Origin of the sequence: Nocardia iowensis, from assembly GCF_019222765.1 — a bacterium.
Lineage (GTDB): Bacteria > Actinomycetota > Actinomycetes > Mycobacteriales > Mycobacteriaceae > Nocardia > Nocardia iowensis.
Map to the genome: position 1 here is coordinate 5,210,413 of NZ_CP078145.1, position 23,407 is coordinate 5,233,819.

The 23,407-nt window shown below is 65.4% G+C and carries 24 protein-coding genes and 1 pseudogene; 9 read left to right on the top strand and 16 right to left on the bottom strand.

Going from position 1 to position 23,407, the window contains the following annotated elements; genetic code table 11:
• Window positions 1-141: 141 nt before the first annotated feature.
• Window positions 142-885 (top strand): hypothetical protein, encoded by a 744-nt coding sequence (locus KV110_RS23890; RefSeq protein WP_218469517.1) that lies wholly within the window; start codon window positions 142-144, stop codon window positions 883-885.
• Window positions 886-1,445: 560 nt separating this feature from the next.
• Here KV110_RS23890 and KV110_RS41945 read toward each other — a convergent pair.
• The 3 genes and pseudogenes from KV110_RS41945 to acpM all read right to left on the bottom strand — a co-directional run.
• A pseudogene (locus KV110_RS41945) lies at window positions 1,446-1,910 on the bottom strand (Clp protease N-terminal domain-containing protein); the annotation flags it as partial.
• Between the two features lie 890 nt (window positions 1,911-2,800).
• Window positions 2,801-3,244: an SRPBCC family protein gene (locus KV110_RS23900; protein WP_218469518.1), complete on the bottom strand. Its 444-nt coding sequence runs from the start codon at window positions 3,242-3,244 to the stop codon at window positions 2,801-2,803.
• A gap of 49 nt (window positions 3,245-3,293) precedes the next feature.
• Window positions 3,294-3,599, bottom strand: a complete 306-nt coding sequence (acpM, locus tag KV110_RS23905; RefSeq protein WP_218469519.1) for a meromycolate extension acyl carrier protein AcpM — start codon at window positions 3,597-3,599, stop codon at window positions 3,294-3,296.
• 135 nt (window positions 3,600-3,734) lie between these two features.
• Here acpM and KV110_RS23910 point away from each other — a divergent pair, with 135 nt between their 5' ends.
• Window positions 3,735-4,697, top strand: coding sequence for a MerR family transcriptional regulator (locus KV110_RS23910; protein WP_218469520.1), 963 nt, complete (start codon window positions 3,735-3,737; stop codon window positions 4,695-4,697).
• Window positions 4,698-4,815: 118 nt separating this feature from the next.
• Complete coding sequence (locus KV110_RS23915) at window positions 4,816-5,376, top strand: EF-hand domain-containing protein (protein WP_218469521.1); 561 nt, start codon at window positions 4,816-4,818, stop codon at window positions 5,374-5,376.
• A 13-nt stretch (window positions 5,377-5,389) separates the two neighbouring features.
• On the opposite strand, the gene KV110_RS23920 is transcribed toward KV110_RS23915, so the two are convergent.
• The 3 genes from KV110_RS23920 to KV110_RS23930 form a co-directional block, all read right to left on the bottom strand.
• Entirely contained in the window at window positions 5,390-6,121 is a 732-nt protein-coding gene (locus tag KV110_RS23920; protein ID WP_218469522.1) for a DUF2071 domain-containing protein, read from the bottom strand.
• Between the two features lie 273 nt (window positions 6,122-6,394).
• On the bottom strand, window positions 6,395-8,386 hold the full coding sequence (gene ligA, locus KV110_RS23925) for an NAD-dependent DNA ligase LigA (protein WP_218469523.1): 1,992 nt from the start codon (window positions 8,384-8,386) through the stop codon (window positions 6,395-6,397).
• 43 nt (window positions 8,387-8,429) lie between these two features.
• The gene (locus KV110_RS23930) at window positions 8,430-8,861 is read right to left on the bottom strand and encodes a nitroreductase family deazaflavin-dependent oxidoreductase (protein ID WP_281427679.1); all 432 of its coding nucleotides are present in this window, start codon (window positions 8,859-8,861) and stop codon (window positions 8,430-8,432) included.
• Window positions 8,862-8,993: 132 nt separating this feature from the next.
• On the opposite strand from KV110_RS23930, the gene KV110_RS23935 reads away from it, so the two are divergent.
• Together KV110_RS23935 and KV110_RS23940 are read left to right on the top strand one after the other, a co-directional pair.
• Entirely contained in the window at window positions 8,994-9,821 is an 828-nt protein-coding gene (locus KV110_RS23935; protein ID WP_218469525.1) for an MBL fold metallo-hydrolase, read from the top strand.
• 207 nt (window positions 9,822-10,028) lie between these two features.
• Window positions 10,029-10,802, top strand: a complete 774-nt coding sequence (locus KV110_RS23940; protein WP_246633938.1) for an aminoglycoside phosphotransferase family protein — start codon at window positions 10,029-10,031, stop codon at window positions 10,800-10,802.
• 61 nt (window positions 10,803-10,863) lie between these two features.
• Here the strand turns inward: KV110_RS23940 and KV110_RS23945 are convergent, their stop codons facing one another.
• Complete coding sequence (locus KV110_RS23945; RefSeq protein WP_218469526.1) at window positions 10,864-11,445, bottom strand: hypothetical protein; 582 nt, start codon at window positions 11,443-11,445, stop codon at window positions 10,864-10,866.
• A gap of 104 nt (window positions 11,446-11,549) precedes the next feature.
• Complete coding sequence (locus KV110_RS23950) at window positions 11,550-11,933, bottom strand: PPOX class F420-dependent oxidoreductase (protein WP_218469527.1); 384 nt, start codon at window positions 11,931-11,933, stop codon at window positions 11,550-11,552.
• A 122-nt stretch (window positions 11,934-12,055) separates the two neighbouring features.
• On the opposite strand from KV110_RS23950, the gene KV110_RS23955 reads away from it, so the two are divergent.
• Window positions 12,056-12,895, top strand: a complete 840-nt coding sequence (locus KV110_RS23955) for a glycine-rich protein (protein ID WP_218469528.1) — start codon at window positions 12,056-12,058, stop codon at window positions 12,893-12,895.
• 100 nt (window positions 12,896-12,995) lie between these two features.
• On the opposite strand, the gene KV110_RS23960 is transcribed toward KV110_RS23955, so the two are convergent.
• On the bottom strand, window positions 12,996-13,871 hold the full coding sequence (locus tag KV110_RS23960; protein WP_218469529.1) for a GNAT family N-acetyltransferase: 876 nt from the start codon (window positions 13,869-13,871) through the stop codon (window positions 12,996-12,998).
• A gap of 255 nt (window positions 13,872-14,126) precedes the next feature.
• On the opposite strand from KV110_RS23960, the gene KV110_RS23965 reads away from it, so the two are divergent.
• Entirely contained in the window at window positions 14,127-14,633 is a 507-nt protein-coding gene (locus tag KV110_RS23965; protein ID WP_218469530.1) for a hypothetical protein, read from the top strand.
• Window positions 14,634-14,645: 12 nt separating this feature from the next.
• Window positions 14,646-15,818, top strand: a complete 1,173-nt coding sequence (locus KV110_RS23970; RefSeq protein ID WP_218469531.1) for a DUF6545 domain-containing protein — start codon at window positions 14,646-14,648, stop codon at window positions 15,816-15,818.
• Here the strand turns inward: KV110_RS23970 and KV110_RS23975 are convergent.
• The 5 genes from KV110_RS23975 to KV110_RS23995 all read right to left on the bottom strand — a co-directional run bounded on the left by KV110_RS23975 (window position 15,800) and on the right by KV110_RS23995 (window position 19,916).
• Window positions 15,800-16,099 (bottom strand): hypothetical protein, encoded by a 300-nt coding sequence (locus tag KV110_RS23975; RefSeq protein WP_218469532.1) that lies wholly within the window; start codon window positions 16,097-16,099, stop codon window positions 15,800-15,802. The two genes, KV110_RS23970 and KV110_RS23975, sit on opposite strands and share 19 nt — an antisense overlap.
• 124 nt (window positions 16,100-16,223) lie before the next feature.
• Window positions 16,224-17,522 carry a serine hydrolase domain-containing protein gene (locus KV110_RS23980; RefSeq protein WP_218469533.1) on the bottom strand — a complete coding sequence of 433 codons (1,299 nt, stop codon included), beginning with the start codon at window positions 17,520-17,522 and terminating at the stop codon, window positions 16,224-16,226.
• Between the two features lie 241 nt (window positions 17,523-17,763).
• Window positions 17,764-18,084 carry a MerR family transcriptional regulator gene (locus KV110_RS23985; RefSeq protein ID WP_246633939.1) on the bottom strand — a complete coding sequence of 107 codons (321 nt, stop codon included), beginning with the start codon at window positions 18,082-18,084 and terminating at the stop codon, window positions 17,764-17,766.
• Between the two features lie 9 nt (window positions 18,085-18,093).
• Entirely contained in the window at window positions 18,094-18,450 is a 357-nt protein-coding gene (locus KV110_RS23990; RefSeq protein ID WP_343224109.1) for a DUF1048 domain-containing protein, read from the bottom strand.
• 341 nt (window positions 18,451-18,791) lie between these two features.
• A complete protein-coding gene (locus tag KV110_RS23995; protein WP_246633940.1) occupies window positions 18,792-19,916 on the bottom strand; it encodes an ADP-ribosylglycohydrolase family protein in 1,125 nt (374 codons plus the stop codon).
• 434 nt (window positions 19,917-20,350) lie between these two features.
• Here KV110_RS23995 and KV110_RS24000 point away from each other — a divergent pair, with 434 nt between their 5' ends.
• A complete protein-coding gene (locus KV110_RS24000; RefSeq protein WP_246633941.1) occupies window positions 20,351-21,805 on the top strand; it encodes an alpha/beta hydrolase in 1,455 nt (484 codons plus the stop codon).
• Window positions 21,806-21,978: 173 nt separating this feature from the next.
• Here KV110_RS24000 and KV110_RS24005 read toward each other — a convergent pair whose 3' ends face one another.
• Window positions 21,979-22,713 carry an alpha/beta hydrolase gene (locus tag KV110_RS24005; protein ID WP_218469536.1) on the bottom strand — a complete coding sequence of 245 codons (735 nt, stop codon included), beginning with the start codon at window positions 22,711-22,713 and terminating at the stop codon, window positions 21,979-21,981.
• Window positions 22,714-22,957: 244 nt separating this feature from the next.
• Window positions 22,958-23,389, bottom strand: a complete 432-nt coding sequence (locus KV110_RS24010; RefSeq protein ID WP_218469537.1) for a DUF6010 family protein — start codon at window positions 23,387-23,389, stop codon at window positions 22,958-22,960.
• Window positions 23,390-23,407 lie beyond the last annotated feature (18 nt).

Sequence of the window (23,407 nt, forward strand, 5' to 3'; positions counted from 1 at the left end):
CGGAGGGAGATTCGGTGTCACCGAGCGGCGTGTGCAATGTCTTGGCCCACAGAGCCGACGGCGGCGTTCAGCTCGGAAACCTGTGCTGTGAGGTACTTCGTTCGGGTCACCAGCTGATTCCCGGTACGTCAAGATGACCGAGTGTTGCAGGAGTTCCAGGACCTCGGTATCAATCTTCTTGCCGCATCGATCTCGTTCGGGGCGGGGCTTTCCGCCACTGAGCTGCGGCGACGGTGGCGTTCGCGCAGCAGCCGAGCGTTCTGGAAACCGTTCGCAGATGGAGAGTTTCGAGTCGTCACCCCGGTACACCGGCACGACGATCTGACGATCGACAAATCCGAATGGTTGGGCCAGAACGATCTGGCCGCGCTCCTCACCCTTCAGGGCGCAGCCGGAAGCTTGCGCATTCCGGCACAGTCCATTCGTCCGGCGAGTCGATTGAACGACGAGGATTGGCGCAGCAATCTGATCCTGATCGGCGGGCCGTCGACGAATACCGTGACCGGGGCGGCTCTCGAACGACTGCGTGTCGGCGTGGGTTTCGGCAGTCTCGGCGAGCCTCTGTCGGGCCGTCCAGAGGTCCACGACCGGCAGACCGGTCGGACGTGGTCGTTGGCAAATACCCCGGCGGGCAATACAGTCCGGACCGACCACGGCATCGTGGTCCGCGCCGCCAGCCCCTTCAACTCCCAGAAAACCGTCCTGGTTATCGCCGGTGCCACCTCATACGGCACCGCTGGTGCCGCCCGGTTGTGCGAGAGTTCGACATTCCTCGATCATCCAGCCGTTCGATCCGGCGACCCGTTCGAAGCAGTTTGCTCGGTGGATATAGCCGGTGGTGCTCCCCGAGAGGTCCAGGTGATGCTGGTCCGACCACTGAGCTGAGTCTCGAACTTTCGGCTCGCCGCGCCCGCCGCCGCCGCTGCGAACTAAACGACCACACCTTCGTTCCGACGGACTGTTCATTGCCGCTCGTCGCGACGGGCGTCCTTCAGCTGCTGAATTTCACGTTGTAGCGCTTGCCGGGCTTCTGCGGTGAAACGTCGCATTCCCATTTCGAGAACTGCCCGCGCTTGCGCCTCCGTGAAGCCGAACTGCGCGCTCAAGCTCTCGATGGCGTCCCGTTCGGATGATGCGTCAGCGACGAGCTCGACGAAATCACCGCGCCGATCGATAGCGGTGATCATGGCCGTCAGCACCGAGATCCGCTCGTCGGTGCGGTCCCTCAGCTCCTGCTCGTCACGTTGTAGCGCCTGCCGCGCCTCTGCGGTGAAACGTCGCATTCCCATTTCGAGAACTGCCCGCGCTTGCGCCTCGGTGAAACCGAACTGCGCGCTCAAGCTCTCGATGGCGTCCCGTTCGGATGATGCGTCAGCGACGAGCTCGACCAAATCACCGCGCCGATCGATAGCGGTCATCATGGCCGTCAGCACCGAGATCCGTTCCGTCACTGCGACGTCCGACCCCTCGGCCGCGAAGCCGGACAACTGCTGGATGACCTGCTGGCGCACCCGGTTCAGGTCGGCGCCCAGCTTCACGAGCACCTGCGCGGCAACCCCGTCGCCCTCGCGGATGGTACCGAGCAGAATGTGCTCGGTGCCGATGTAATTGTGGCCGAGTTGCAATGCTTCGCGCAGACTCAGCTCCAAGACTTTTTTGGCCCGCGGAGTGAACGGGATGTATCCGGACGGAGCCTGCCCGCCTTCGCCGATGATCTCCTCCACCTGGCTGCGCACGCCCTCCAGCGAAATGCCGAGCGATTCCAGCGTCTTGGCCGCGACACCCTCACCCTCATGGATCAGCCCCAGCAGGATGTGCTCGGTGCCGATGTAGTTGTGGTTGAGCATCCGGGCCTCTTCCTGAGCCAGGACAACGACGCGCCTCGCGCGGTCGGTAAACTTCTCGAACATCGCTCTCCCATCGGCCACGCGAAGACCTCCCGCTTGGCGGCCCGAGGCCCTTCATAACGATCCCACAGGCATTCGTCATACCCCGACAAAACGCGCTATGTCCGGGGAATTTCGGTGCCCTACTTCAACTTTCGACTTAGTCGAGAGTCACGACGCACGACCAAGGCCCGACTGGCGCGCGCCTAGGGCCGGACTGCTCGACGACCCTCCGGCCGGCGAACACGCAGTATCTCAACCGTGTACGTAGCCGCGGGGGTCCCGACCGGCCATGGCCTGAAGGGGTTCTGCCGATAATCCACTGAGGCTGTGCGATGTATGCCTGCGTGGACTGCCATACCCCGGAAGCCACGGTCCTGCTGTTCGAACCGCTGCGTAACGTGTTGGTCGCCAACGCGATTCATCCCATGCAGGCGAGGGCAGGACTGTGGGATGGACGAGCTTCGACTATGGCAGCTGTGGTGCTCATGGCGGCGGTGGCACCTGTGGTGGCTGACGCTGCGAGGCAGGCTCAAACTGGTGCGGCCGACGCTCGGTGCGGCCACGGCATTGGCAATGATCGTCAGCGCGATATTGCTGTTCAAGCACATCGGGTACGACGAGCAAGGCGAATCTGGACAGAGGCCGTTACGGGGGCCCTGTATGTCAGTCTACGTAGTGTCTCCGAACTGTGGTGCCGTTGCTCCTGAACTAACAACAAGCACTCTTGTCCTGTGCCAGTGCACTGAGCCCTAACCCTCGAGGGGGCCCATTGATGAAGTTCACGGGTAAGGCCGTCGCGCGCTTACCTAGAGTCGGCGGGCCACGCCGTCTGAACGAACGCGCGGAAACGCGGCTGGCCCGCCGTCCGGGACGGGCCAGCTGGCAATGGCCGTCCGCCGACTAGCCGCAAATCAGTGGTGGATCACCTCCCCAAGTCGCGGCAGGACGAGACGTTTCCAATTTCGCTCCATGGCATTGCGGACCATCTTCTGTCGACGGTCTTCAATGTCGAAACCTGTCTGCGTCAACAGAAGTCGTGTACCACGGCCCTGCGGCCGCATCGTCCAGTCGACGATCCACCGCGCCGGATGCTCCGGCTGCGGGTACATCGCACTGTAGGTCAATTGCTTACACGGTTCGGCCGTCAACACTTCGCAGGCGATCTCACTGATCGGCAAGGCCGGGATGGTGAATCGGAAGCGAGCACCGCCCGAGGCGGCGAACCCGTCCGGTCGAAACAGCCACCGCGCCAATAGATCCGGTTCGGTCAACGCGCGCCACACGACGTCCGGTGGTTGGGAGAAGAAGCTGCCCAGCTCGACGGCGGCAGGATTCAGCTGTGGATCAGCAATCACCGATGCACCACCTCGCCAAGGCGCTGCGGACCGCTGAGCGGACTTGAATTCAATTCGCTTGGCCTTCCTTGAATTTCGCCTCCATCTCCGCGGCGAGCTGCGGCTGCTCGGCCTCCATCTTCTGGACGTAGGCGACTGCGTCGCCGACGGTTCTCAGGCTCGCCAGGTCCTCGTCCGGGATCTTCGCGCCGTACTTGTCCTCCAGCTGCACGGCGATCTCCACCAGGGACAACGAGTCGATGTCCAGATCTTCGATGAAGCACTTCTCGGCCGTCACCTCGGAAGCCTCGATTCCGGTTACTTCCTCGACGATCTCCGCAATGCCGGCGACGATTTCTTCCTGCGTGGTAGCCACGAGCCATCCTCCTCGGTGTAATCACTTCTCCCAGTACGCCACTCGCCTTCCACCACGGCACTGGTTCCTCCGTGTGGGTTCGAACGGCAGTGCCAGTACGCTAAGAGCTCCACCGGGGTGGAGGTTCAATAGGTTGTGACAGACGACACACGCACCGGCGCGCTGGTGAGCATCGGGGAATTGGCGCGCACCACCGGTCTTGCGGTGCGAACGATCCGGTTCTACTGCGACGAGGGCATTCTGGAATCCCGCCGCAGCGCGGGCGGACATCGGATGTTCGATTTTGCCAGTGCCACCGAACGATTGCTGCTGGTCCGGCGGTTGCGCGCGCTCGGTCTCGGGCTGGGTGCTATCACCGAGGTGCTGCACGGGGCGCAGTCGATCGCCGAGGCCGTCGCTGCCGAAAGCGCGCGACTCGATATCGAATTCAGGACTTTGGCGTGGCGGCGGGCGTCACTGCGGGCGGTCGAGTCGGCTGCGCCGACGCAGCGGGCCGAGCGACTCGCGTTGCTGGCCGCCGCACAAGATGGTGGTGCAGCACACGATTGCCTACTCCGGTTCTGGCGGCGAATCCTCGCACCGATACCTCGGTATGACGTTGACATCTACGTGGGCTGGAATGTCCCGGAGCCACCCATTGACCCGTCCGTCGACGAGGTCGTCGCCTATGCCGAGTTGGCCGCTCTGGTCGCCGACCCGGAAATGAACCGCGCTGTGCGAAAGCAACTCTGGCGGAGTCAGCCGGAGCTGATCCGGGACCCGCGCGGACTGTACATGGACGTGGGCAACGTGATGACGGACGTGGTATTCCACGTATCGGCAGGCGTGCGCCCGCACAGCGGCAGCGAACTCGATCGCTTCGTCAACGCCCATGCCAGCGCGCGAGGGGAACGCGATTCTCCGCGTTTCCGCGAGCAATTGCTGACCGACGCAACCGACGGCGACCACCGAATTCATCGTTACTGGGCTCTGACAGGACAGTTCCTCGGAACTCGTGTCACCGTGGGGCAAGCCCACAACTGGGTGTACGACGCGCTGGCCCGCTCCACCGGCGCACCAGCAGCGTTCCCGCCTTACGGTTCACCACGTTACGGTTGAGGCCGGGCATCGGGATTCGCGGCGTGGCGGGGTCGGGATCAGCGGAGGGTTCCGCTGGTGGCGAGCGGATGCGGTGCCCGGCGATGGCACGATCGGGTTCGAGTGAATGGGACATGCGATGGAGATCAGCGAGTTCTTGACGCGCAAGCTGGAGCGACGCTTCGAGACATTCGATTTCGACGGAGACGGCCGAATCGCGCGTAGCGATTTCGAGAGCTCGGCGCGCGCGGTGGCCGCGGAGTTCGGCCACGAACCGGATTCGCCTGCCGCGCAACGGTTACTACACCTGAGCGTGCAGCTGTGGGGGCGCCTGGCATCGGCGGGCGATGTGAACATCGACCGATCGGTCGATCTATCCGAGTACAAGGAGGCTTTCGCGGAGGGTCTGCTGGTGACCGAGGAATCATTCGAACAGGGCTATCGGCCGTTCCTCGAAGCAATCATGGCGATCGCCGACGTTGACAGCGACGGCAAACTGAACGCCGAGGAGTACGTCCGCTGGACGGGGGCACTCATGCACCTGCCTGCCGACGATGCCCGCGAAATCCACCGCAGGCTCGACACCGACGGCGACGGCTTCGTCACCACTAACGATCTGCTCCAAGCCATCCACGACTACTACTTCGACGAGAATCCGGAAGGTGTCGGCAGCTGGCTGCTCGGCAAGCTACCCGGCTGACGCAAATTCAGGATCAGGCCATAGCCGGTATCTGCATCGGTGCGGTGACGTTCCATGTGGCCGGGACATCACGCATGAGCAGCGTGCAGTCGAGAGTTGCGCTGCCGCGCGGGAACCGGGTCCGGTCGTCGAAGAAGGTCGACCGGACAGTATGCGTGTGCGCCGGGTGCACCTGCCATTTGTCCGTGTTCAACTCGAGGCCGTCGAGGCGCCTGCCATCCCGGCTGGCGGAGAAACCGGTAGAACCGTGGCGGAAGAAGTCCGAGGCCGCGGCCAGATCGGGAAACACTGTGCTGCCCTCGAACTCGTCGACCGCGCGTACATCCACACTGACCTGGGTCGAATTGTCCCTACTCGTGTAGGCGACGTGCAGATCGTGCCGGCTCTCCTCGACGTCGAAGCGGGCAAAGCTGTGCATACCTGGGAACAGGCGCCCGCCGAGCAGCACATTCAATGGTGATCCGCTGTCCCGGCGCGGAATGTAGACACCACTCTCGACTCCCTCCGGGCCGTCCCACTCGACAGCAATTCGATGCGCGGCATTCTCGCTGCGCACGCCGACGGAGCTGGGCAGCCCGACCGGACGTACCTGACCGAGTCGAATGAGACAGATCCCCGCGACCGCCCAGTCGCCGACCAGATGCGGTCGCAGTGGCGCCGGTAGCAGGTTTGCCGCAACGTCGGGTTCGACGCGGTAATTGACCAATAGACGTCTCTCGATGACACTCGAAATTTGCGGCATCATGTAACGGATCCTCTCCTCTGGAGTCGGCTTCACCGCTGTTGCGGCGATACCGGCCCCTCCGGATTCGACGCTACACGGAATCGCCTGGCACTCAGTGCTGGCCGTTCCTCCACCCGATCGTAAGAAGCCGACGCCGGTCAGGTCCTGTTCCAGATCCGCTGGCCCCCACCAAATCTGGCGGGCGCATCCCGCCTCGGCGGGCGGTCGAAAACACGTGGCGGCGAGTCATTTCGGCATTTTCCAGCCGGTCCGGCCCGGCCGAGCGTGCCGAATCTAGACGACCTTGGCGGCGATCAGCAGATTCCAGATCTCCCCCTGGTCGACGACCTCGACGCCGAGTTTCTCCGCTTTGGTCAGCTTGCTCTCACCGACTCCCGCACCGGTGATGAGCAGGTCGGTATGCGCCGAGACCGAGGACGCCGCTGTCGCGCCCGCCTGCTCACACAGGCGTTGGAACGTCGGGCGGGCGACCTTCTCGCCGGAGCGCGGGTCGCTGATAGCGCCGGTGATCACCACCGTCTTGCCCGCCAGGGGCGCGCCCGCGGCAATGACCGGGGGAAGGTCCTCTTCGCGCACGTCCAGACAGACGCCCGCCGCTCGCAGCCGCTCCAGTTCCGGACGCAGGCGAGTGAGGTGCGCGACCAGGGACGCGGCGACCTTGGGTCCGATATCCTCCACCGCCACGAGCTTTTCCTCGCCCGCGTCGGCGACCTCCTCCAGGGAGCCGAATCCCGCCCGGGCCAGGCGAGCGGCGGTGCCGTCGGAGGCCATCGGGATCGCCAGGCCGATCAGCGCGCGGCGCAGGCCGATGGAACGACTCGCATCGATCGAGTCGATCATGCGCGCGGCCGAGACCTCGCCGATGCGATCGAACTCGAGCAGGCGCTCCTTTGTCAGCGTGTAGAAGTCCGACGGACTCTCCAGGATGCCCGCCTCGGCCAGACGTTCGATCCACACCTGCCCGATGGCATCGATGTCGGCCGCGGCCCGCGACGCCCAGTGGATCAACCTGCGCACGGTCTGTGCGGGGCACGAGACGTTGGTGCAGAACAGTTCTCGGCTGTTGCCCTGCTCGGTCACCGGCTGCTCGCACGAGGGGCAGGCGGCGGGCGGCACGATCTCGCGCTCCTCGCCTGTGCGTTTGGCGGCGTCGAGAACGCCTGCCACGAACGGGATCACGTCGCCCGCGCGGCGCACCAGCACCGTGTCACCGACCTTGATGTCGCGGGCGCGGATCACCTCTTGGTTGGCCAGCGTGGCCTTCGTGACCGTCGTGCCGCCCACGAACACCGGCTCCAGCCACGCGACCGGGACGATTTTGCCCGTCTTGCCGACGTCCCAGATCACCTCGCGCAACAGTGTGGTCTTCTCCTCGGCGGCGAACTTGAACGCCAGCGCGCCACGAGGGGAGTTCGATCGAGTCCCGGCCGCCGCGTAGGCATCCCGGTCGGCCAGCCGCAGTACCGCGCCGTCGAGGTCGTAGTCCAGCTCGTTGCGACCTTGCTCGATCGCGGTGATCGCCGCCTGCGCCTGCTCGGCGTCGATGCAGTGCCGCATCTGCGCACCGGCGATGCCCAGCGCCCGCAGCCCCTCTTCGAGGTCGACTGCGGCGCCGCCGTCGGAGGTATCCAAGTCGAAGCCGAAGAACCGCAGGCGGCGTTCGGAGACCGTGGCCGGGTCCTTCGCGCGCAGCGTGCCCGCCGCGGCGTTGCGTGGGTTGATCAGCGGCTTGTCCGGGTGCGCGGTGTTGTAGGCGACGAAGGTCGAACGCAGCATTACTGCCTCGCCACGGACTTCCACCCGGCCCGGGGCGTCGATCCGCTCCGGAATACCGTCGACCAACGCACGGACCAGCATGGTCACGTCGTCACCGGTGGTGCCGTCACCGCGGGTCACCGCACGCGCCAGCCGCCCGTCCTCGAAGACCAAAGCCAGGGACAAGCCGTCCAGCTTCGGCATCACCACCACCGACTGGCCGGGGAAGCGGTTGAAGAAGGCCGCCACCTGCTCAGGCTTGGTCGCCTTCTCCAGTGACAACATCGGCCGCGAGTGCCGGATCGGGGCGTGCAGCACTGCGGGCGCACCGACCTGCTCCAACGGATTCGGGTCGGGCGCGAGGTCGGGGTGCGCCTCGATCAGGCTGCGTAACTCGTCCTCGATCGCGTCGTACTCGGCGTCCGCGACCAGCGGCGAGCCCTGATAGTAGGCGTCGCGCAGCACCACGATACGGTCGGCGAGCTGCTGGATATGTTCCCCAGTTTCCACAGCACCCGACGCTACCGATAGCCACCGACACGCATAGCGCCCGCTACTTCGGTTCGAGCACGAACACCGGGATCTGCCGGTCGGTCTTTTCCTGATACTCGGCGTAGGGCGGGTAGGCGGCCACCGCCCGCTCCCACCACTCGGCTCGCTCCACGCCCTCGACCTCACGCGCGACGTAGTCCTTCGTCACGGTGCCGTCCTGTAGCGGGAACTCCGGGTAGGCCTTGATGTTGTAGTACCAGGTCGGGTGCTCAGGGGCGCCGCCCTTGGACGCCACCACCGCATAGTTGCCGTTGTGCTCCACACGCATCACCGGGGTGTAGCGCAGTTTTCCGGTCTTCGCGCCGCGCAGGGTCAGCAACACCACTGGCGACCCGAGAACCTCGACGCCTTCCGTGGTCCCGGTCTCGAGGATCTGCTTCGTCTGGTCCTGTACCCACTCGGTGGGGCTGAGTTCTGCGGATTCACTTGCCATGACCACGCCAACAATCCTTGCGTCCGCCTTATTCCCGCGCCGTCAACCTACTGCGAATCTCACGCGGCACACACAAATACGTCCCATGAATATGTTGACCTCGAGCGCACTCGAGGTTCAAGACTGTCGGCTATGACGACATGGATTTGTGACGGATGCGGACTCGAACACGCGGCGTCCGAGACACCGCCCGCCGCCGACGGCTGCGTCTTCGCCACCGACGAGGTCAGCGTCGAGGAACGCGGCGACCTCGGACCACACGGGCGATGGACCACCCACGACGAACTGGCCCGGCAACCACACACCACCGAACACCGCGACCACGGACGCGGCGTGCACAGCCTGCGCCGCGAACCGAGATTCGCGATCGGCCACTGGTCGTTTCTCGTACAAACTCCGCACGGCAACCTGCTGTGGGATCCGCCCGCCTACATCGATGACGACATCGTCGGCACGGTCGATCGACTCGGCGGCGTCGCGGTGATCGCCACCAGCCATCCGCACATGTTCGCCGCGCAGGTCAGCTGGAGCCATGCGTTCGGCAAGGCGCCGGTGCTGGTGAACGCCGCCGACCGAGAATGGGTACCGCGCCCCGATCCGGTGCTCGAATATTGGACGGGCCGCATCGAGCCGCTACCCGGCGTCGACCTCATCCAGCTCGGTGGGCACATGCGCGGCAGTTCGGTCGCACTTACCGCCGACGGCACCCTGCTCACCGGGGACACCATCACCGGCAGCCTCGCCCCCGGCTGGGTAACGTTCCAGCGCAACTTCCCCAAGCACATACCGCTCTCGGCCGCCGTGGTGCGCCGCATCGTCGACGGGCTCGAACCGTACGAGTACGACCGGCTCTACACCCTGGGCGGTCACACGATCGATCACGACGCCGCGCAAGCCGTCCGCCGGTCGGCCGAGCGGCACATCCGCTGGGTCAGCGGCGAATTCGATCATCTGACCTGACGCCGGACTACGCCATGGCCGAAGCGGAAGGCCAGTTCTAGCTCAGCTGCTCGGCTAGCCCGACAATGATTCCCTACGTGCGCTTTGGTGCGCACGACAGTAGTGACCTACTGCGACAAGGAAACTCATCGCCGGCGGTTACGCGGCGAGGCGGGTCGTCGCTGGGCTCGCGACAGCCGACGGTCATGTCTCGCACACGATAACCCGGTGACGTCGGTGGTCATCCCCGCGATAATGGCCGACGTGGAGGAGGTCGAGGTCGTCGTCGCCCATCATGAGCGCGCGACCCTGCGCGTCGGTGACGTGTTCCTGAAGATCGACGCCGATCAGACGCGCACCGACGTCGAGGTCGAAGCGATGGCTATGGCGCCGATCCCGACTCCGGAGGTGCTGTGGCGCAAGCCACCTGTGCTCGCGCTCGCCGCCCTCCCCGGTACGGCACTCGGCCGCCTCGGCGAGCCGTCGACCGCGTCGTCAGCGGCGTGGGCCGCGGCGGGTGCTGCCACGCGGGTGCTGCACGACGCACCGCTGCCGCCATGGCCCGGCCGCAGCCTTGACGAGATCGCATCGCGCCTCGACGGCGAATGCGCGTGGCTCGTCACGAACGGCGTTCTTCCCACCGACCTGATCACGCGCAACCGCCGGGTTGCCGAGGCTGTGTTCCGGTCGTGGACACCGGTGTTCACGCACGGCGACTTGCAGGTCGCCCACGTGTTCGTCGACGGTGACGAGGTCACCGGCGTGGTCGATTGGTCCGAGGCGAGCCAAGGCGATGCCCTGTTCGACCTCGCCAGCCTGACGCTCGGACACGAGGAGCACCTCGGCGACGTCGTCGCCGGCTACGGCACCGACGTCGACCTCGACGTGATCCGCGCGTGGTGGTCGTTGCGAAGCCTGCGGGCGATCCGTTGGCTGGTCGAGCACGGCTTCGACCCGACCGCGCCAGGCTGCGAGGTCGACGTGCTGAGATCCCGGATGTGAGTCTGCTTGAACCCGAAGGGGTGCCATTCGATTCGGTCCAAATACCGAGACACGCTGCGCTTCACCACGTTCGCTGATCACGGAGCCAGTCGTCCACCAAGCCGGAGACTCGTTCCGGCGTGGGATCGGACTTGATCATTGCGCTGATGCGCTGGGCTTGTGCGGTTGTGGGCAAGAAGCCCACCAAGAGGGCGGGGAGGAAGAGTCTGCGGGCCAGTAGCTCTTGCGCCGATGTCATCTGTGGCCTGCGGACTACCGAGACGTTGACGCGGATCGCGTGTTCATTGCCCCGCGGCACACCCGGTCGGTCGGACTCGATTGCGGCGTAACGAAATCCATGCGCGAGGTTACAGGCGGAGCAGTTCATCGGTCCGCGGCTGAGACGGTTGCCGCACTCCTCGCAGACGATCCGATCGAGCGCGGCGTCGACGATTCGCCAGTCGTGCTGGTCGGGTTCGGCAGTTATCAACCGGGCGACGTCGAGTTCATTTTCGCCCTGCCACTGATCGAAGAAGCAATGCCACTTCTCCTCTACGATGCCGTCGACGAGGCGCCGACATCGACGGCAGTCGGGTGCTCCACCGTATTCGTAACCGCCGCACTCGTCGCATCGCGCCAGAGCGGCACCGACCGCGGGTCTCATACTCGCAATCATCGCGCCGGCGCCGCGATCAGCGCCAGCGTAGCCCGCGCAGGATCCCCGAGGCGGACCGTGGCAACGGGCTCGCGCGGCCACTCCAGAGTTGTTCAGGCGGGCGTGATCTCGATGCCGACGGTGCCGGATTTGCCGCGACGCAGGATGCTGCCCGTCACGATGACCGGGCCGAGCAGCCAGTACTTGCGCTTGAGGAGTTTGCGGACCTGTTCGGTGCCGTCGGCGTCGAGAACGCGGCCGATTCCCTCGACGATTTCGCCGCGGGTCCGCTTCCCGCTTGGGTCACAGGTCTGCGCGGTGAGCGCCGGATTATTGCGCAGACGCTTGACTTTCCAGCTGTCGGTGGCCGTCCAGACATAGAGTTTGCTGTCGTCGAAAACGGCCCACATGGGCGCGCTGACCGGAGTGCCGTCCTTCCGGAAGGTGGTCAACAGAACGTAGCCGCCCTTGCCGACAGTGCCGAGAGTGTTCGTCATACGGGCAGCGTATCCGGCGGGGCCTGCCGCACTTTACCTGCGGCACAATCCGAAACCGCGCATTGCGACTCGTCGATGCCGCTATGCTGCGGAGATACGGCAAACGTGCAGTGGGGGTTGCTATGCTCGTTCGTGTTGGCGTCGTGCCCGGCATGGGCGGAATACGTTGGCGGGGCAGCAGATTCGCCGCCGGAATCATCGTGGCGGCCGGATGCGTTGTCGCCACGCCGGGTACGGCCGCAGCGGATCTGCCGCCCGGCTGTAGCGAATCCGGCGACATGGTGACGTGCATCTACCAATTCACCGGCGGGGAACAGACTTTCGAGGTGCCGGGCGGAGTGACTTCCGTGCGGGTGACCGCTATCGGCGGCCGGGCCGCGTTCAACAACAATTACCCCGGCGACATGGTCGTCGCGCCGCTGGATGTCGTACCGGAAACCACCTTGTACGTCATGGTCGGCGGTTCGGGCGGAGACGGCCCGGACCGAGGCGGTTTCAACGGCGGCGGCCCGGGCGGCGGGGGCAACTTCCCCGGCGTGGGCGGCGGTGGCGCGTCTGATGTTCGCCTCCTGCCGTCCGATGCTCCGGGCAGTCTGCGATCACGGTTGATTGTCGCCGCGGGTGCACCGGGGCCCAGCGGGTTCCACAGTCCCGGCCGGGGACGCACGGGCGGCGATGCGACCACCGAGGCGGGCGGGACGGGCGCGACGCCCGATCCCGGTGGTGCGGCAGGCTCGGACGGCGCGTTGGCCGCCGGCGGCGCGGGCGGAGACGGTTACTGCGGCGGTGGCGGGGGTGCGGGCGGCTACTACGGTGGTGGCGGTGGCGCTTCCGCTCCGAACCTGCTCACCTGCGGTGACGGCGGCAAGGGCTCGTCGTATGGTCCGGCCGACGCCGTGATCAGTCGTCCGCGCCCGGTCGAAGTCGCTGTGGTCAAAATCCAATATGCCGCGCCGCGCTGACGCAAGGGCCCGTCACCGGCACGCCAATCTTGGCTCTGGCGCAAATTCGGCGATCTGCCCGGCCAGTTGTGGCGACGAGATGCGTTGTGCGAGCTCTGATTCAGAGAAACTGTCCGCTGGCTAGATACGGCGCCGGGGTCGGCATGTTGCGGACGGCGAGGTAGCCTTCTTGACCGATGCGGAGCCCGGCCGCCAGCCCGACGTCGACTGCCCACTCGTTGGCGGTGGTGATGCAGTTGACGAGCGTGTCCGCCTGCGCGGCGGCGAGCGCTTCCCAGAGCAGGTTCGCCGCGGTGCGGTGATCAGCCGCGGCCAGCAGAATCGGACGTCCTCGGTCATCGAGGTAGACGTATCCTGGCTTGTCGGCGCGGGACACGACCAAACGATTTCCGGTCAACAGATATTGGTGATCGGCGCCGTGCCCGGCCCCGCGCAGCTGGTGGTCCAGCCGGTTCATCCAGTCGAAGTCGTCGGCCGACCCGTCGGACAGTCCGGTCACCGCCGGCAGAGTGGAGCGGTCGACGGTGCCGATCATGCGCATCTGGGGGTGCAGCGAAAACCCGGCCAATCGGTAACGCCGGGTGGCTGCGGGATGCACGGTGGAGGAGAACATTCCCGGACGACTGCCAGCGTGCGTCAGTACGGCGTCGAGCAGCCGTTTCCCGATGCCGTGACCCTGTCGGTTCGCCAGGACGCCATAGGTTGCCAAGTACCACAGATGATCACGGTTCTGCGAGATCGCGAATCCCACGATCTGCTCGCCGTCGACCGCGACCCAGCAGCCGCACGGATCGATCTCGAGGAAGTAGCGCATGCGATCGATCCACCGCTTGGCAGCCTGCTCCGATCGAGGTTCGGGCTCGGGCTCGCTGACCCGTCGATTACGCCGATCACTGTCGAGGAATACCGCGTCAGAAGTGCGTTCAGCGCTGGGTAGGTCGTCCACATGCAGCGGCCTGACCGCTACGCAATCCATTCGCTCACGCTACGAACAACTCAGTGTGCAGGAAACTGATTTTCCGGATCGTGGGACAAAATGCGCACTAGCGCTTGATGATTCATCATATCGGGTTGCTCTGAACTTCGAGTACATCCGGCTCAGCTGCGATCGAGCAGGTACCCGCGGCGGGGCATGTGGTGCCAGCACACGCGGCGATCGGCGCCCACGGGACTGCCAGATGCCTGACTACTCCCCTGGACAATCCGGACCATTGGCGGCGAAGATGGCTCCATGTTCCGACGCGCCGGTGTCGACCCAGCGGTCGAACAAGTCAGACAGCTGGCGGATTCGCTCGAGGTGCCGCGGCCGTGGCATCTGGAAACCTTCGTAGCGCACGTTGCGGAGCGGGTGGGCAAGCCGATTCTGATTGTTCCGCACCAAGATCTGACCACGGGTGGATTTCCGTGCGGACTCGTCGTCGAACGCGCCGACGATATCGTCATCGTCCACGACGCGGCCAGCTCCGGCTATCACACCGACCACATCGTGATGCACGAGATCGCCCATCTATTGCTCGACCACGCCGGATTCGTTTCGCCGGGAGCCCAGCGCCGGACGCTCGCGGCACTGTTCCCCGACCTGGATATCGATAGCGTGCTGCGCGTGCTCTCCCGCAGCGATTACGACGATGTCGATGAGAACCAGGCCGAACTTTTCGCATCGATGCTCATGTCCAACGTCGACGTCGACGTCAAGCGGCCGCGTTCGGTGCTCGGCCGCCTGGTCTTTCAGCGCTGAGTCCCGCGAACAATGGTGACGTCCACGCTACCGACGGCGGTAACGCTGCCCACAGTTGTCGCCGCCATCCTGTTGCTCACCGGCCGCGTCGTCGGCTTGCTCAGTACCGAGCTCGACCGGCATGTCACCATCGCCTTCGGCTGTGTCGTCGCCACGGCGGCAACCAGGGAACCGACAGTGTGCCGCCTCATCACCGATCTATCCAGCGGATTGCTCTCGGAAGAACTGATCCTCGAACTCGGCGCGGTCGGTTTCAATGTCGGTTATGCGGCCGGACTGCTGATCGGGGCGGCGCTGCTGCATCGTTCCCGCTCGCCGCGCATCTGCTACGGGCTTGCTGCCGTATTCAGCGTGGCGGCACTGTGCTGCAGCACATTCGGCGATGGCAATGGCACGATCTTCGAACGCGCCGGATGGGGACAGTTCGGATACTGGCTGTGCACGGCGCCGATCGGTACGGCGATGGCCGTGCTCGTCATCCGGGCGGCCGGTGCCGAACTACGCAACCGAGTCGGTCGCCGTGAGGCGGCGATGTACGTGGCGATACTCCTCGCGGGCGTCGCGGTGCTCGGACGCATCGGCGCCACCATGACGGCGGCCGCCATCCGGATCAGCGGGCCGCACAACTCGTTTACCGCCTTCCAGGCCGAAATCGACCGCAACGGGGTGTTTTTCGATCTCGTGCTGTGCATGGGATTGACGATGATCGCCATACTCGCCGCGGCACGCAGCCGGATGGGCGTAGCCGATCTGACGCGCCACCGAAAAGCGCTTCGCCCCCTCTGGGCCGAACTGACCACCGCATGCCCGGAGATCGTGCACCACAGCCCCGTGCCGCTCGGCGCCCAGCCCAACCGATATCTCTTACACCGCACCGTCATCGAGATCCGGGACAGCATCCTGGCCCTGGCCCGCTACGCGACACCGCACCCACCCGATATCGAGGCGGCGATTTCCAGCGCCGCCCCAACCGGCCAGGCATATGACGCACTGGACCGCGCCGTCCTGCTCGTTCGCGCCCGAGACGCCAAGGCGCACGGCAACCCACCGACCGGAAGCCGCTATTTCGCACTCTCGGCCGCCGACAGCCTCCTCGACGAGGTCGCCGAATTGACAGCCATCAGTGCGCAGTGGCCGGTCGCCGAGGCCATCGCGGCGCGGGCCGGTCAGCGCACCACGCTGTAACTCGACCGCGTCGTAGCGGTCAGGGCAGGCCGCCCGGCTATCGGCGCGTCGAGGGCCGACGCCGTCGCGTTGGCGGCCCGCCGGATTGCCGACACGACACTGGAACCGGTGCCCTGGCCGTGCATGCCGAGCAGTACCGGCCCGGCGGTGAGCTGTTGCGCGGCGACTCGCCGGACATCGCCGCGCAGTAGGCGGCGGTATTCGCCCGGCTGATCGCTGAACTGGCGGACGCGAGTGTCGCGCCGCCGCTGCCGTATCCGCGCTGGGCGCGTTGGGATCACACCGATTCCGGGTTGTGGCCGACGATCGAGTTCCTCAATGAGCGTGACCAGAGCAGCGTGCCCGCGTACGTCGTCGACACGGCCGAGCGTGCCCGCAAGCGACTGCTGGCCGCCGACTTGCGGGTCAGCCGAGGCAGGATCGGACTGCTTCGGACAGGCTCGATGCCCGCGGGTCGTCGGGGCGGAAGTTCCAGAGGTTGGTGACGTAGCCGAAGCCGACACCGCTATCGGGGTCCGCGAACCCGATTGATCCGCCGGAGCCCGGATGGCCGAACGACTGCGGCCCGATCATCGGCAGCATCGGGCAGGCTCGCCAAAATCCGAGGGACATGTTGAAGGAGCGGTCGGCCGGGATGTTCAGCTGCGGCGGCAGCTCGTGCATCCGCGTCTTATCGGTCTGGACGGCTGTCGCCCGTTCGACGGTGGCCGGATCGAGCAGCCGCACTCCATCGACATCGCTGACCGTGGCGGCGTACATCCGTGCCAGCGAACTCGCGTCGGCGACCATGTTCGCGGCGGGGAACTCTGCCGCGCGCCAGGCACGCGTGGTGTAGTACGCGGTCTCGGGGTCGGCCATGTTGTCCAAGGCGCCGCCCAGCGAACCGGCGCGCATTTGGACCGAGTCCGGACCCCAGACGGCGTCGAACCATGCGGTTACCGTGTCCTTATCGAGCCCGGTGGCCTTGACCATTCCCGCGATCAGCTCCTCCAGGCTGAACGGAGCGGCGTACTCGATGCGGGCCAACCGCTTCTCGTGTTCTTCTGGCAGTCCGATCCAGGCGCTCAGTCCGAGTGGGGCGGCCACCTCGTCGGCGAAGAACGTGCCGAGCGACTTCCCGGAGATCCGGCGCACCACTTCGCCGACCAGAAACCCGTATGTGACGCTGTGGTAGAGATGCTCCGTGCCCGGCTGCCACAGCGGCGGCTGCGCTTCGAGTGCGCGGATGACCGGGTTCCAGGCGCACGCCTGCTCGAACGTCAACGGTCCGTCGACGATCGGCAGACCAGCCTGGTGGGACAGCAACCAGCGCACCGGAATCCGGTCCTTGCCGTTGGCACCGAACTCAGGCCAATAGTCGACCACCGGGGCGTCCAGATCCAGCTCACCGCGCTGTGCCAGCAGGTGGGCGCAGATCGCGGTAGCGCCTTTGGTCGTGGAAGCGACCCGGACGACGGTGTTTTCGTCCCACGGTCGGTTCGCCTCGCGATCGGCGACGCCGTCCGCCTCGCCTCCGGCGATGCCGTCCCACAGGTCGACGACACGGCGGCCGTCCACGTAAACGCAGCACGCCGCACCCAATTCGCCGGGGTTTCTGTCGAAGTTCGCGCGGAACGCGTCGGCGACCTTGCCCCAGCCGTCCTCGACGCCGTTCTCGCGGCCGTGGTGGTCCTGACCTGATGCCCTGCTTGTCGTGCCTGCCATTGCTGTAACCCTCTTCTCGATCCCGGCGCCGATCACTGCGATCGGCACCTACCACTGTAGGCCAATTATATGTATGTGTATACGTATAGGCGATCGCATGCGCGATTGGCAGGATTCCGCGTCACGGTCGGTAGCGGTACATGACGCACTCGCAGATTCCGGAGCTTCCCCAGCCGCGCATTAGGTTGGAGCGCAATACTATTCGCGGGATCGGCACAATCGGGCTCACTCCGCACAAGTCCTACCGAGAGTCGAGGATGTCCTCGATTTGTGCGAGATAGTCGAGCAGATCCCCGATTTCGGCCAGCGGCACGCCCGCCCCGGCCAGCGTCCGGACCTGCACCAGCCGCAGCAACTCGGCCGATCGGTACCGCCGACAACCGCAGCTGTCACGTTCTGGTTCGTCGATCAGTCCGTGGCGGTGGTAGTGCCGGACCGTCGTCACCGCAATTCCGGCGAATGCTGCCGCCTGGCCGATCGTGAACCCATCTCCGGCGGCATCCGTTGTCTCACAGAACTTTTCCGGGCCTTGCATGCGGATCGCCGGAGCTTGGTTCGTCATCGCAGGGTCCTAACCGCCTTCTCCGGCGGCGCGCTCGATGGCGTCGGTCAACCGTTTGCGTTCGCGGCTTTTCCACGAGTCCTCTTGGTAGTTGCGTGCGAACGTCTCGATGAACTCCACCGGGTCGTCCCCGACGATCTCACCGATCGGGGTTCCGTCCGCCGCGCTCTGCTCGAACAGATCGATGAGATCCTCGAAGATCGCGGCGCTGCCCCCAGGCCCGAGGATCATCAGGTACCGCTCGAGCGCATCGACCGCTGTGCGATAGCCCTGGGGCAGTTGCTCCTTGCGCGCCTTGTACTTCCACCACCGCCGCTTGTCTCCCATATCGCCGATCACCTTCGAGGTGAGCTTTGAAATGTCCATGGTCATCTGCCTCCTTCATGGAGCTGTTCGAGCCGTTCGGAAAGGAAGCTCCACTGAGTAGTGCCGGTGCAAGCCGTCATTTGGCGGCTGCTCGATGCGGGCCACCACTTCCGCTGAGGTCGCGACTGGGCCGTGGTGCGATGCCCCTGTGGACCGGCGGCACCCGGTTACGGCAGTCGACTTTCTCGCCTCAATGTCTTCCCCTACACCGCGCGGTCGTGGCGAATCTTGTTGCGCTCGGCGAGATCACGTGTCCGTCGGGCGAGCTCATGGTGGTCGATGGTGGCTATCTCGGGCTGACACCTGCTCCCGCCATGATCGTCCGGTCACTGATGTGTGCGTCAGTCTGTCGCCCACGAGGGCAAGGGTTCGCGTGCCGCCAACCACTGTTGCGGGATCCCGCGTGTCTCCCCTGTACTTTCGACCCCGGTGTGTGCGGCCACGATTCCACCGACGATCGCAGCCGTGGTGTCCACGTCCCCACCGGCCTCGACGCACGCGGTGACGGCGGCCGGATAGTCACCGAGAAAGGTAGCGGCCGCCCACAGGGTGAACGGCACCGTGTCTTGAGCGCTGACCTGTGCGCCGTTGCCGAGCTCGTAAGCCGCTTGGGCTACCGATCGACCCAGTAGCTTCCTGGCTCGACGAACACCCTCCGCGGTCCGGCCATCGACCAGATACGGCTCCACCGCATCCAACAATTCAATTGGCGCACAGCCTTTTCCACGAGTCGCCGCAGCGTGGCCAGCCGCTACGGCCACCGCCATGGCACCCACGATCGCTTCCGGATGCTGATGGGTGACCTCAGCCGACAGCGCGGCCTGCGCCGCCGCGCGATCAAGGTCTGCGGCGAAGTACGCCCCGAGCGGAGCGACCCGCATCGCAGCTCCATTTCCCCACGAGCCACAACCGCCGAATGCAGCAGTTGCCGCTTCGACCCACGGACACCCGTCGCGAATCTGGTGCAGCACAACGACTGTGCCGCCGCCGTAGCCACGATAGGGTTCGCAGCGATCCGCGAACGCGGCCGCGAGTGCGTCGCGGTCGACCCGCCCGCGGCGGCGAATTTCCGAGTACACCGAACAGGCCATCTCGGTGTCATCGGTCCATGGCCACGGTGGCGCCGGTGGCCGCCCGGCAAGAAGCTCAGATACGGAACTGCCGGGCACAAAGAACTGAGCACCCAGCGCATCGCCAACGGACAAACCCTTGAGGCTGTCATAGGCAATATCAAAATCCAACGACATACCGATGCAATGGTGCCAACGGCGACCAGTCGGCGCAACACCCGAACTCTCCACCGGCAGCCTTACATTCCCAACGGTCTGCTCGTTCGGACCGTTGGGCGCATCGACAACTGCATGTGGCCTGTTCCCCAAGCACGTAATTTTTCGATGATTGCGCCACTCACGATCATGAAAACGAGCCTTCGGCGTGGTGGGCCAGGCGAAAGCAGGTTCGCGCACGGTTGGGTTGGGTAGTGCGCCGCAACGTTGGCGGTGTCGTAGGCGGGTTGACGGGTCACGCTGCGGCGCTCCCAATCCAGTTGCGGGGCCGAGGATTTGCAGGCGCCGTGTCGTTCCGCGGGATAGGACCGCCGGGCACAGTACTGCTGTTCGGGTGGTGCCAGCACTACATGAAATGCGGGTGTGCGCCCGCTCGTTCCGTTCCTTGGCGGATTCTATCGTCAGTGGTCATGGCTTCTGACACAACGCATCTCGGACCAACCGACAGTCGTTCTGCCGCAGCGCAATTCACCGAGGCGCGGCTGAGGGGCACACCGGAGGATCCGCTCCGCCGCCAGGCTGCGCGAGATGCCCATCGCTCCTCAACGGGAAGTTGTCGGACGGCACGAATGTGTCTCGAGGGGAAACCCAAATTGGCCGGGGCTCTCGCGTTGGTGGCGGTTGTTTTGGTCGGAGGCGTCGGATGTGGCAGCGCGGATAGCACGCGCGAGCTCGCCGAGTTCTATACCCAGCGCATCATCTGGGGCTCGTGTTCGGGATTCGCCGGTGGTGACAAGCTGGGACCGGAGGTCGAGTGCGCCAAAGTGTTGGTGCCGATCGACTACGACAAGCCGAACGGGACTACGGGCAAGGTCGCGATCTCACGGCTCCGCGCGCGGGGCGACCGGGTCGGTTCGATCGTGGTCAATCCCGGCGGTCCGGGTGCATCGGGACTGGATAAGGCCGACACACTTGGCAAGACGGCGCTCGGTGAGCGGTTCGATGTCGTGGGTTTCGACCTGCGCGGATCAGGTGCCTCAACGCCCAAGATCGAATGTCTGACCCTGTCGGAGACCGCGACACTCCGCCCAGACGATTACCAAACCGATTGGTCACCAAGCGGAGTCGAGACGGTGGAACGAAACAACCGTGACTACGTCGACAAATGTGTCGAACGATCGGGCACCGAATTGCTCGGCCACGTGGGCACCCGCGAGGTCGCCCGTGATCTCGACGTCATCCGCGCCGTGCTGGGCGAGGAGAAGCTGACCTATCTCGGATACTCCTACGGGGCCCGGCTCGGATCTACCTACGCCGAAGCGTTCCCGCGCAATGTCCGCGCCATGGTCCTCGACAGCGGAGTACCGCTGGACGGTCCAGTGGCCGACCTGGTGAAGTTCTATGCCAGCCTGCAGCAGGCTTTCGACACATACGCGCGAGACTGTGCCGAAAACGTCGACTGCCCGGTCGAGGCCGACCCGAGTCGAGCTTCACACGTACTGCAGAGACTGCTGAATCCCCTGATCGGGCAACCGATCCCGGTCGGTACCCGGACGCTGACCTATAGCGGCGCCGTGACCGCGATTGTCGCCGCGCTCTACAACCCAGCCGGGTGGTCGACGATCACGTCCGGCCTCCAGCAGCTGCGATCCGGACGCGGCGACATCCTGCTCGATGCCGCCGAGACCGTGCCCGGCATCGTGGACACGACCGTGCAGACTGCCGTCTTCTGCCTGGACGACCCCCGAACTACCGACCGTGCCGCGGCAGCGGCCCGACAGGAGCGGATGTTTGCCGCCGCACCTTTCCTCAACGACGGAAACTTCAAGGGCCAAGCCCCGCTCGACAAATGCGCCTTCTGGCCGACCCCACCCACTGGCACACCACACACGTTCTCGGTGTCCGGGTTACCCCCGATGGTTGTCGTCGCCGCCACCGGCGACCCGGCCGCCCCCTACGACGGCAACCAGAAACTCGCCCACCAACTGAACAGCCCATTGATCACTTACCGTGGAACACAACATGGCGTCTTCCTACTCAGCGGTTCGACCTGCGTCGACGCCCCCGTACTCAACTACCTCACCGAACTGACGCCACCCGCTGACGGACTCCTCTGCCAGCCGGCCTGAATATTCCGACCGCAGACACGCCTCCGACCGGGCGGTACCGCCGATGGCCGGTACCGCCGCGATCGGGGTGGTCGTGCATCTGCTGGTTACCGTTGTCGAGGAGGGCCGAGACCTGTCCTCGATGAGCGGCATCCTGGCCGACAGGTCCTATCGGCTGGCCTGACGGGCCGGTCTCACTTCAGGTGCCGGGTGAAGAACCGGTTCGCGGCGTCCGCCTCGAACTCCGGGACGCCGGTGTGCCCGCCCATATTGGCGTGCAGCGTCTTCTCTTTGGAGCCGAAGGCGTCGAACAGGTCCAGGGCCAGCTGCCGGTCATTTCCTTCGTCGTCCCACTGCAGCAGGACATGCAGCGGAATGGTGACCTGGCGGGCCTCCTCGAACATGCTGCGGGGCACGAAACTCCCGGCGAAGAGAAGGGCCGCCGAGATGCGCGGCTCGACCACCGCCAGCCGGATGCCGATGGCAATCACCCCGCCCGAGTACCCGACCGGACCATCGATCTCGGGCAGCGAAAGTAGGGCGTCCATGGCGGCCCGCCATTCCGGGACCGCCTTGTCGACCAGCGGGCTGACGAGCCGGTCGACGATCTCGTCGGCGACCGGCTCACCGGCCTCGATCGCTCGGCGCAGGTCGGCGCGGGCCTGCTCGGCGTGGGCCGAACGGGGCCGGTCACCGGCCCAGGGAAGCTCGATGGTGGCCGCGGCGAAGCCCTCCGCCGCGGCATGCTGGGCGCGAGCCACCAGTCGGGGGTACATCCTGTGCAGTCCGCCGGGGTGGCCGACCAGGATCAGCGGCGCCGATGCGGATGCGGATGCGGCGGGCGTCCACAGGATGCCAGGGATCTCGCCGAGGGTGAATTCGCGTTCGAGGACGCCGTCGTCGAGGCGCTGTTCAGAAGTGAATTGCATGGTCGTGCCTTTCGGGAGTGCTCTTGAACGGCGCTCCCGGACGACCTATCGCCCGACCGTGACCCCAGAGAGGAGCACCCATGTCGATACTGCGTTCACGGGTACCACCTCCTCGTTCTCTCGCACGGTCTCCAGAAAACTAGCAGTGGGTCGCCGTGGTCGCCAACAGGTTTTGGCGGGGCTCCGTAAATATGAAATCGTTCCGCACACACGAATTTTGTTGTGCGGCACCAGGCGTCGACGGCTAGTTGGCGAGCTCGCTGTGCTGGTCGGACGAGCGGCGACGGATGAAAGCGAGTAGGTCGGGGCCGCCGCGTAGGCACCAGAGCGCGATCACGGGGTCGCAGATCGCGCAGCCGAGCGAGGAATTGTGCGCGAAGGGGACGATCGGATGGCCTTTGAGGTGATGCAACACGTCGGACGCAGTGTGCAGCAGCCAAGCGATTCCGATGAACGTCCATGAATTCAGGCCACGGAATGCGCAGTAGGTGATGGCGGCGGCGAACAGGTACTCCCAGGCGCCGAGCCCGCCGCCGCTGAGATACGCGGCTCCGGCTCCGGCGACCATGATCGCGTTGAAAGTGCGCCGATGTGGTTCCCGGATCAGCGACATCAGCAGGGCGTATACCGCGCCGATCAACAACGGCGCAACAACATTGACGACGGCGGAATTCATGACCGGGCGACTCCTCAG